Raw genomic sequence first — 9,725 nt, 5'->3', positions numbered from 1 at the left:
GCGGGGTGGCGCTGCGCCTGGCGCGGCCGGAAAAGTACATCACCATGCAGATCATGGCCAGCAACAGCGCCGCGCCAGCCAATAGCAGGACCACGATAACCGGATCCATTCAGTTCCCCTTCATTGTTATGTCTTGTTGTTATGCAGGACAACGCTTGCCCGTACGCTTCAATCGGACCGATATACCAACCGCTGGGACGATACCTGCCTCATTCAGCACAATCAATGCATGGAAGGCGAATGCCGGCTGCTGGAAAGCACGATGTTCAGCGGAGTTCTCTTGGTACTACGGTCATTCGATACTATTCCGATGTCGTTCGCCCGACCATGCGGGCTATCAACGCTAACGGCAACCACCGGCAGCGTCGGTCCAGGCGCACGAAGCTGATCGTTGAAGCCTGCCTATGGCAGGCGGGAGACGAAAACGTCATTCTAGAGTCGAACGTCAGGAAGACGGTTGAAGAGGAGGAACCAGCCTTTCGTAGTGGCACTGGCCAGTGAGGATGCCGGACTGTCAGGCGATGGAAAGGCAGGCGGGCCAGTGTCGGAGGTGCCCTCTACTCAGGAGCGTTGCCCGATGGTCCGACTCGACAAGAAAGCCAAGCGGCTCTATGTGCTGGACACCAATGTCCTGATCCACGACCCCGCTGCCCTGTATCAGTTCGAAGAACACGAGGTGGTCATTCCCATGACCGTGCTCGAGGAACTCGACAAGCACAAGAACGGCCTGCGCGAGATCGCTCGTACCGCCCGCCAGGTAAGTCGTACCCTCTCCGACCTGACCAATCAGGTCTCCTTCGATGAAATCCAGCAAGGCATTCCCATCCCCCGTGCCGGCGGCACCCCGATGGGGCGGCTGCGGTTTCTCTGCTATCCCGAGCTGAAGTCCCTCGAACACCTGGAAGAGAGCCCCGACAACCGGCTGCTGGCGGAGACCTGCCGGCTACGCGATGAGCGCCCCGACGCCTCTGTCATCCTGGTCTCCAAGGATATCAACCTGAGGGTCAAGGCCGCCGCCCTGCGGGTGCCGGTGGAGGACTACCTGACCGACCGCGCCTTCAGCGACAGCGACGCCATGCTCGAAGGCGTTCGCATCTATCCTGACTCGGAAGCCGGCGACAACGGCCCCTGGGACCAGCTGCAGGTGGACGTTACCGTCGAACGTGTCGACCACCACACCTTCTACCGCCTGGAGGGGCGCATGCCCGCCGACTGGCACCTGGGCATGCTGGTATCCGACAGCGAGAACGGTGCCAGCTTCGAGGCCATCGTCCGTGAACTGGGGCCCAACCACGCCCGGCTCCAGTTGCTCACCAACTATCGCCACAAGGCCGGCGTCTGGGGAGTCCATGCCCACGACAGCCGCCAGAACTTCGCCCTCAACCTGCTGATGGACGACGACATCGACCTGGTGACCATCGCCGGCAGCGCCGGTACCGGCAAGACCTTCATGACCCTGGCGGCGGCCTTCCAGCAGACCCTGGACGCCAAGCGCTTCGAGCGCATCGTCTTCACCCGGGCGCCGATCTCCATGAGCGAGGACATCGGCTTCCTGCCCGGCACCGAGGAGGAGAAGATGTCGCCCTGGATGGGCGCCTTCCACGACAACATGGATAACCTGCTGCGCGACGAGAACGACGGCAGCACCAGCTGGAGCCAGGATGCCACTCGCACGCTGATCGGCTCCCGCGTACAGATCCGCGCGCCGGGCTTCATGCGCGGGCGCACACTCAACGATACCTTCCTGATCATCGACGAGGCCCAGAACTTCACCCCCAAGCAGCTCAAGCCTTGGTAACCCGCGCCGCGCAACACCAAGATCGTCTGCCTGGCAACGTCGGCCAGATCGACACCCCCTACCTCACCGCCAATACCTGCGGCATGGCGGCACTGGTCCAGCGCTTCAGCAACTGGGCCCATGCCAGCCATGTCACCCTGAGAAGCGTGGAGCGCTCGCGCCTGGCGCTCGCCGGCGAAGAGCTACTTTGACACCATGACCCTCTGGCTGGAGCGGGCATGCCGCCCTACTCCAGCCAGAACCCCAGCAACAGCAGCACCGCCACCCCGATCATCAGCGGCACGGCCAGCTGCCGGAAGCGTCGCTCGTAACGCGTCAGCCCGTCGATCCACACCATCACCGCGCCTTCCCGCGCCACCAGCCTGGCTCGCAGGCCTGAGCCGCGTGTTTCGAGGCCATCGGCAAACGCCTTCAGGCCGGCGCCCAGGCGTCTCGCCAGGGCAGCATAGAGCCACCAGAGATCACCCGGCATCAGCCGCCAGACAACCCGCCGCCGCCGGGCGATATCCTTCAGCCCGTAGATACCCAGGCCGGTCAGCGCCAGGCCAACCCCCACAGGCCACAGCAGGCCAGGCAGCTCACCCGGCGGTGGCCACGGGTAACCGACGCCGGCAATCGGCAGCCACAGTGGCAGACTGGCTGCAGCCAGTATCGAGAACAGCCAGGCCAGCGGCATGGCCCCGAGCCAGGGTATGGTGTTGTGCCCCCGCTCGTGCCACTGCCGCCATAGTGCCCGGGCCATCAACAGCGTGGTGCCCACGGCGGCCAGGCTCAACCAGGTGACCAGGGCGCCATGGCCTCCCTCGTACAACGTGTTCTTGAACGCCCACTTGCTGGCCAGGCCGGATGCCAGCGCGCCCGTCAGCGACAGCGCCGGCAGCGTCAGCAACGGCCACAGCAGCCAGCCCGGCAGCCTGGGCGGGTGTTCGCTGATACCGACGCCCAGGAACAGCGCCCCCTTGGTCATGCCATGGTGGGCGGCAAACAGGACCACTGCCACCGAAAGGCCCGGCCACAAGGAGGGCTCCAGCAGGCCGACGCCCACCAGGGCGGTTAGCATGCCCATCTGGCTGACGCTGGAGTAGGCCAGCACCGCCTTGGGGTGGCGCTGGATTATGCCGAACAGTGCCGCGCCCAGCGCCCCCGCAAGCCCCAGTACGACCACCGGTTGACCCAGCGCCTCGAGCCCGGCCGCAGCGTCACCCAGGGGCAGCACGCTCAGCCAGCCGACAAGGCCGGCCTTGATCATCACCCCGCTGAGCACCGCACTGGCCGGTGTGGGGGCCACCGGATGGGCCAGCGGCAACCACACGTGCAGCCCCACCACCCCGGCCTTGACGCCGAACCCCAGCCACAGCACCGCTGCCATCCAGGCACCCTGATCGCGTCGGCGATGCCCTCGCGCAGGCCGGTAAGGGTCAGCGTCTCCTCGCTGCCTGCCGCCCACAGCAAGCCGCCAAGGATCAGCGCCTCGCCGAACAGGGCCATGACCAGGTAGGCCCGTCCCCCCAGGTGGGCGTCGCGGTTGTCGGCGTGGACCACAAGGCCATAGGCGGCGAATGTCATCACCGCAAAGCCCAGGTAGAAGCTGGGGATATCCTCGGCGAGCAGCAGCAGCAGGTTCCCGGCAAGCGTCAGCGGCCAGAGCAGCGCCAGGCCCGTCAGGCGGCGAAAGGTGTCGCCATCGCCGGCTTCGGCGGCCTGCTGTTCGGCAGCCAGGTAGCCCCGGGCATAGATACCGGCCAGCCCCCACAGCAGGGCACTGAAGAGCAGCCAGGGGCGACGAGCCTCGTCGAGCTGCCACACGCCGCCCAGCAGCCATCCCTCCAGCAGCAGGGTCGTCTCGCCGGGCCATAGCGCCAGCGCCAGGGCCGGTAGCGGGGCCGAGGCCCACCAGGCATCCAGCAGTTTCGACCGGGGACCCGGCCGCCACAGCGCCTCCTGCTCCATCATCAGCCGCAGTGGGCCACGCAGCATCAGCAGCAGGGCCAGAGAATGGCCAGTATCAGCAACAGCGTCGCGATCATGGCAGGTACTCCTCCGTGGCCACGAGCGTTGCCAGGTCCAGCGGCTGAAGGGCAGACCGGCCAGCAGCCCCGCCAGCAGGCTGAACACCGCCGTGGCCAGGGTCGGCCACAGCAGCCAGCCGCTGGTCTCGAAGCGCCCCAACCGACGCTCCTCGGGCCACTGCCCCTTGCCGTGCTCGGGCCCGGCGCGGAACCATAGCCGGTGCAGGATCGGCAGGAAGTAGGCGGCATTGAGCAGGCTGCTGGCCACCAGGACGCCAATGACCCAGGGCATGCCGGCCTGCACGGCGCCCAGCCCCAGATACCACTTGCTGATGAAGCCGGCCACCGGCGGCAGGCCGATCATCCCCAGCGCACCGACGGTGAAGGCCAGGCTGGTCAGCGGCATGCGCCGCCCTGCCCCATCAAGTTCGTCGATGCGGTGGATGCCCAGTTCCTCGGCGTAGTTCCCGGCACAGTAGAACAGCGTCACCTTCATCAGGCCCTGGTGCATGAGGTGGGCCAACCCGGCGATAGTGCCGAAGGGACCGAAGAGGCTGATGCCGAGCACGATGTAGGAGACCTGGCTGATGGTGGAGAAGGCCAGCCGCGGTTTCAGCTCCTGCTGCGCCAGGGCGCGCACCGAGCCGTAGAGAATGGTGAAGACCGACAAGGCCGTGAGCAGCGTGAGCAGCCCCAGCTCGAAGGTCAGCTGGATACCGTAGACGTCGTATACCAGGCGCACGATGCCGAAGGCGCCCGCCTTGACCACCGCCACCGCATGCAGCAGTGCGCTGACCGGCGCCGGCGCCACCATGGCCCGCGGCAGCCAGCCGTGCAGCGGTACCAGAGCGGCCTTCACCCCCAGTCCCAGCAGCAGCACCAGGAATAGCCCGATCAGCAGCGGATGATACGCCGGCCCCAGGTCGCGCAGCATCTCGCGCTCACCGAAGGTGACGTCCCCCACCAGCGCATGCAGCCCCACGATCCCAAGCAGCAGCACCAGCCCGCCAGTCAGGGTATAGCGCAGGTAGACGGTGCCGGCGGCCAATGCCGCCGGATGCCCGCGATGCACCACCAGCGGGTAGGTGGAAAGCGTCAGCAGTTCATAGAACAGCAGGAAGGTGAAGAGGTTGCCGGCCAGCGCAATACCAATGGTGCTCGCCACGCAGAGACTGAAGAAGGCGAAGAAACGCTTGCGATTGGGGGAGTCCTCCAGGTAGCCGATGGCGTAGACCGTCGTGGCCAACCACAGCAGCGACGACAGGCCGGCAAACATCATTCCCAGCGCATCGACCCGAAGCAGGAACTCGACGCCGGGGACCACGGTGAAGCCGAAGGCGAACTCCCGCCCCTGATAGAGCCCCGCCACCATCAGCCCTACCAGCAGCAGCTTGAGCAGCGCTGCCGAGAGGTTGAGCACCGTGCGCGCGCGCCAGGCCCGTTCCGGCAGGAGCAGGATCAGCGGCGCCACCAGCAGGGAGGTGGCCAGGGTAATCAGCGGCAGCCATGCCTGGCTCATGGCGCACCTCCCGACATCGCCAACAGCGCCAGCGGCCACGCCGCCGCCAGGCCCAGCAGCAGCGAGGCCAGCGCCAGGATCAGGCGATCAGATCCATCTTCAGGGGAACCGGCTCATACTCTGCCAACTCCACATCCTCGACGAAGGAGTAGCGGAACACGCGGAACACATAGGCGGCGCTGAGCAGGGTGCCCGCCGCCAGCACCACCAGCCAGGGCCACTGCCCCGCCGCCAGTGCCGCATGCAGCAACAGCCACTTGGCGGTAAAGCCGGCGCTGGGGGGCAAGCCCACCAGGCTGATGGCAGCGATCCCGAAGCTCAACAAGGCCAGCGGGAAGCGTCGGCTGGCCCCGGCCAGGCCCGACACCCTCAGCTCACCGGTGGCCAGCATCAGGTTGCCGACGGCCAGGAACATGGCGGCCTTGGCCAGGCTGTGGGCGAGCAGCTGAAGCCATACCCCATTCCAGGCGATGCTGGCCACCGCCGGTGCGGTGCCGATGAGCAACGGAAAGCCGATCAACAGGTAGCCCAGCTGCGACACCGTGGACCAGGCCACCACGTCCTTGAGCTTGTCGGCCCGCCAGGCCAGCAGCCCACCCCATACCACGGCCGCCGCACCCATGACGCCCACCAACCAGGCAGCAGCCGCCGCTTCGGGCGTGAGAACCAGCCACAGCTGCAGGGCAATGAAGAACGAAGCCTTGATCACCAGGGCGGCATGCAGGGTACTGACCGGTGTCCAGGCCGAACCGTGCACCGGCGCCAACCACGCATGCAAGGGGAAAGCCGCTGCCTTGAGCAGCAGCCCGGCGCTCAGCAGCGCCATGGCCACCCACAGCTCCGGGCTCGGCTCCGCCACTGCGGCCAACCCCGCCAGGTCCAGCCGCCCCCAGGTACCCAGCAGCAGGGCCACGCCCAGTAGAAACGCGAGCGAGCCGATCAGGGCGAGGAGCAGATAGCGCATGCCGGCCGTCAACGCTCGATGCGCCCGGGCAGCAGCATCAGGCCCACCGCGGTGAGCCCCATCAGCTCCAGGCCGATGTAAAGGGCCAGCAGGTCGGCAGCCAGCCAGATCAGCGACAGGCTGGACGCCAGCAGGCCCATCAAGGGCCACAGCCAGGCCTGCCCCCTGCCCCGGGCCTGCACCGCGGCACGCAGATAGGACGGGGCATAGGCGGCGCTGGCCAGCACCAGCAGTTGAGTGAGCAGCAGCAACAGCAGCGTCAGGCCATTGGCACGCCAGTAAAGCGTCAAGCCACCGAGTTCCAGCGCCCAGGCCTGGGTACCGTGGGTCACGACCAGTCGCATCAACACCAGCAGGGGAAGCAGTGCCAGCAGCGACACCAGGACGGCAGGCCAGTTGCGCGTGGGTCGACTAACGGCGCCCACCACACCCAGCAGCAATGGCAGGCCCACGATCAGCAGCGCCATTACGCTGCTGCCCGTCGTCGGTAGCTGGGTTGTCTCCAGGCCCAGGCGCTCGATCATGATGCCTGCCCGCCGTTAGCCGGCGTCGCCTGCTGCTCCAGGGCTGCCAGACGGCGAGTCAGCAACGCACCCAGCGCCGTACCCAGCCACGCCACGACCAGGCCGGTAATCACCAACCCCTGGCCCGCGGCGGGCGACGTGTTGGCCACCAACGACATCAGCAGCAGGAAAATTCCGGTCCCGGTGATATTGAACGCCAGCAGCCGGCGCAGAAGATGGGCATGCAGGGCGAAGGCCCATAGCCCCAGGCCGAGCAGTACCAGCCCACTCCAGCGAGCCGCCAGGCTACTCTCGCTGGCCGGCAGACTGGCCAGGGCGGCCGTGAGCATGCCCAACAGGGCCAGGACAGGTACCAGGTAGACGATGGCTCGCCGCCAGATCCACGGCATGGGGTCCCTGAGATGGATCAGCCTAACCGTCGGCGTTAGCCTGACGAGGCCGATGCCCAGGGCGTGGAACAGGAAGGCACCGGTCAGGACGGCGCCCAACAGGACCTCCAACAGCGCCAGCCAGGCGAAGTCCAGCTGCCACCAGGTCAGCGCCACGGTGAGGGCAAACAGCACGAATAGCGAACAGGCGCGAACCAGATGGCGGTCGAACAGGGCAAAGGCCGCCAGCAACACCGGCAGCGTTGCCAGCAGCACATCGTCTAGTGGCGGCATGGGCGGCGCGAAGCCTTATTTTCCGTTGCGGTTGACGACCTTCTCAATCAAGGCTTCGGTCTCGCTGCTGGGGCCCTCCTTGAGCATTTCGACGGCCTCTTCATAGGAGCATAAGTGATGCTTGCAGGAAGCACAGAATACCTTGTCATCGGGGTTGTGAACCTCCGAAACGCGGTAGAGGTGGCTGCCACAGCTGGGACAGGCCACCGGCAGGCGTATATCCTCGGAAAGATCGGGCATCGTCACGGTCTCCTTGTGATTGATTGCTAAGCGTCAAAGCCAAGGTTTCGATGAAGAAACCTTGGGGTTAATCCTGCCTGACTCAACCTCAAAGGGCCAATTCCAACCCCCTCCCATCGCTTACAGCCCCAGCTTTTCCGCCACGTAGTCGGCGTCCTTGTCGCCCCGCCCCGAGAGGTTGATCAGAATATGCTGATCCTTGGGCAGCGTGGGAGCGACCCGCATCGCCCAGGCCACGGCATGGGCGCTCTCCAGGGCCGGGATGATCCCCTCCACGCGTGACAGTGTCAGGAAGGCATCGAGACATTCGGCATCGGTGGCCGTCTCGTAGTCGACCCGCCCCAGCTCCTTCAGGTGGCTGTGCTGAGGGCCGACGCCGGGATAGTCGAGGCCGGAGGCAATGGAATGGACCGGCATGGGGTTGCCGGCTTCGTCCTCCAGCACATAGCAGGCCATGCCGTGGATCTCGCCGGGCTTGCCCAGGGTCAGGGTGGCGGAGTGGCGCTGGGTGTCGAGGCCTTCGCCTGCGGGCTCCACGCCGACCAGGTGCACGGACTCGTCTTCGAGAAAGGCGGTGAACATGCCGATGGCATTGGAGCCACCGCCGACGCAGGCGGTGACGTGGTCGGGCAGGCGGCCATGGCGCGCCAGGAACTGCTCGCGCGCTTCTCTGCCGATCACCGACTGGAAGTCGCGCACCATCTTCGGGAAGGGATGTGGGCCCACCACCGAGCCGATGGCATAGATGTAGTTCTGCGGATCCTTGAGGTACTCCTCGAAGGCACTGTCCACCGCGTCCTTGAGCGTCGCGGTGCCACGGGTCACCGGCACCAGCTTGCAACCAAGAATCTTCATCTTGGTGACGTTGGGATGCTCCTTCTCGATATCCACCTGCCCCATGTGAATCTCGCAGGGAATCCCCACCAGGCGCAAGCGGTGGCCAGTGCCACGCCATGCTGGCCGGCGCCGGTTTCGGCGATCACCTTGGTCTTGCCCATGAACTTGGCCAGCAGGGCCTCGCCCAGGCAGTGATTGATCTTGTGGGCGCCGGTGTGGTTCAGATCCTCGCGCTTGAGGTGGAGCTGCGCACCGCCGAGCTTCTCGGAGAGCCGCCGGGCATGGAAGATCGGGCTGGGCCGGCCGACGTAGTCGGCGAGGAGCTCGGCGAGTTCCTGTTGGAAATCCTCGCGCACGCGAATCTCTTCGTAGGCGGCATCGATCTCGTCCATGACCCGCTTGAGCTCAGGCGGGATGTGCTGACCGCCGAAGCGGCCGAAATAGCCCTGGGAGTCGGGGAGGTTGGCGAAGGGAGAAGTGCTCATGGTGTCATCCTGGCGGCATCCAAAGTATCCGCTCATCTTGCCCAGCCCGGCGATGGCTGTCGAGACAGACCTTGGATGAGATGGCCCTCAGCCAGCCAGGAAAAGCCCCGCATTGAGCAGAATCAAGCTTCCCAGCAATACCACCACCTTGAGACCCATCAACGGAAGCAGCGGTGCCAGGTCTCCCCGCTCCACAGCGCTCGGAAGATACCAGAGCCCCCGGGCCAACCAGACGGCAGCCGGCGCTGACAGCCACATCAGCCAGGTCCCGGCGGGCAGCGCACCGACGAGCCAGGCCAGCGGAATGACGGCGAAGGCGGCAAGCATCAAGGCCGCTGCCAGCCGGGCCGCACGGCGAGCCCCCAGCCGGATGGCCAGATGATCGCGCCCCACGCGTCGGTCCGGCTCGATATCGGGAAGCTGGTTGATCAGCAGCAGTGCACTGACCAGCAGCGCGGGCACCAGAGAGAGCACCAATGCGGTAAGCGAGAGCATACCGGTGAGCGCCTGATAGGCCCCCGCCACCATCAGGATGCCGAAACCGACCCCCGGCGCCAGCAGGCAGAGCCAGGGGCGACGAGTCAGCCAGCCGGTGTAGGTGACGACCAGCAGCAGGCCCAGCAGGCCATAGGCCAGCATCACCGCCCCCACCTGCCACAGGAAGCCGGCGCCGATCATCGCCACGCC

6 protein-coding genes and 3 pseudogenes are annotated in these 9,725 nt (G+C 66.2%); 1 reads left to right on the top strand and 8 read right to left on the bottom strand.

Translation table 11 applies throughout. The features are described 5' to 3' along the window. Window positions 1–577: 577 nt before the first annotated feature. A pseudogene (locus Q427_RS18850) lies at window positions 578–1,989 on the top strand (PhoH family protein). A gap of 35 nt (window positions 1,990–2,024) precedes the next feature. Here the strand turns inward: Q427_RS18850 and Q427_RS34420 are convergent. The 8 genes and pseudogenes from Q427_RS34420 to Q427_RS18815 all read right to left on the bottom strand — a co-directional run. Beyond that, on the bottom strand, window positions 2,025–3,167 hold the full coding sequence (locus Q427_RS34420) for a proton-conducting transporter transmembrane domain-containing protein (RefSeq protein ID WP_442905533.1): 1,143 nt from the start codon (window positions 3,165–3,167) through the stop codon (window positions 2,025–2,027). A gap of 654 nt (window positions 3,168–3,821) precedes the next feature. After that, window positions 3,822–5,326: pseudogene (locus tag Q427_RS18840) on the bottom strand (complex I subunit 5 family protein). Window positions 5,327–5,405: 79 nt separating this feature from the next. Next, window positions 5,406–6,290: a complex I subunit 5 family protein gene (locus Q427_RS36430; protein WP_331280666.1), complete on the bottom strand. Its 885-nt coding sequence runs from the start codon at window positions 6,288–6,290 to the stop codon at window positions 5,406–5,408. A gap of 8 nt (window positions 6,291–6,298) precedes the next feature. Further along, window positions 6,299–6,814, bottom strand: a complete 516-nt coding sequence (locus Q427_RS36425) for an LPXTG cell wall anchor domain-containing protein (RefSeq protein ID WP_331280665.1) — start codon at window positions 6,812–6,814, stop codon at window positions 6,299–6,301. Then, window positions 6,811–7,476 carry an NADH-quinone oxidoreductase subunit K gene (locus tag Q427_RS32585; protein ID WP_197030738.1) on the bottom strand — a complete coding sequence of 222 codons (666 nt, stop codon included), beginning with the start codon at window positions 7,474–7,476 and terminating at the stop codon, window positions 6,811–6,813. Before Q427_RS32585 ends, Q427_RS36425 begins: the two co-directional genes overlap by 4 nt. Window positions 7,477–7,491: 15 nt before the next feature. Beyond that, window positions 7,492–7,716: a hypothetical protein gene (locus Q427_RS18825; protein WP_043516638.1), complete on the bottom strand. Its 225-nt coding sequence runs from the start codon at window positions 7,714–7,716 to the stop codon at window positions 7,492–7,494. A 120-nt stretch (window positions 7,717–7,836) separates the two neighbouring features. After that, window positions 7,837–9,038 (bottom strand): annotated as a pseudogene (gene trpB, locus Q427_RS18820) (tryptophan synthase subunit beta). An 87-nt stretch (window positions 9,039–9,125) separates the two neighbouring features. Next, window positions 9,126–9,725: prenyltransferase (locus Q427_RS18815; protein WP_043516636.1), on the bottom strand; the 600-nt coding region annotated here is incomplete at its 5' end.

This window comes from Halomonas sp. BC04, assembly GCF_000568385.1.
This window is presented reverse-complemented; position numbering and strand designations above follow the sequence as displayed.

Coding starts and splice junctions, on each gene's coding strand:
- Q427_RS34420 (WP_442905533.1), bottom strand. CDS start 3,167: ATGGCAGCGGTGCTGTGGCTGGGGTTCGGCGTCAAGGCCGGGGTGGTG.
- Q427_RS36430 (WP_331280666.1), bottom strand. CDS start 6,290: ATGCGCTATCTGCTCCTCGCCCTGATCGGCTCGCTCGCGTTTCTACTG.
- Q427_RS36425 (WP_331280665.1), bottom strand. CDS start 6,814: ATGATCGAGCGCCTGGGCCTGGAGACAACCCAGCTACCGACGACGGGC.
- Q427_RS32585 (WP_197030738.1), bottom strand. CDS start 7,476: ATGCCGCCACTAGACGATGTGCTGCTGGCAACGCTGCCGGTGTTGCTG.
- Q427_RS18825 (WP_043516638.1), bottom strand. CDS start 7,716: ATGCCCGATCTTTCCGAGGATATACGCCTGCCGGTGGCCTGTCCCAGC.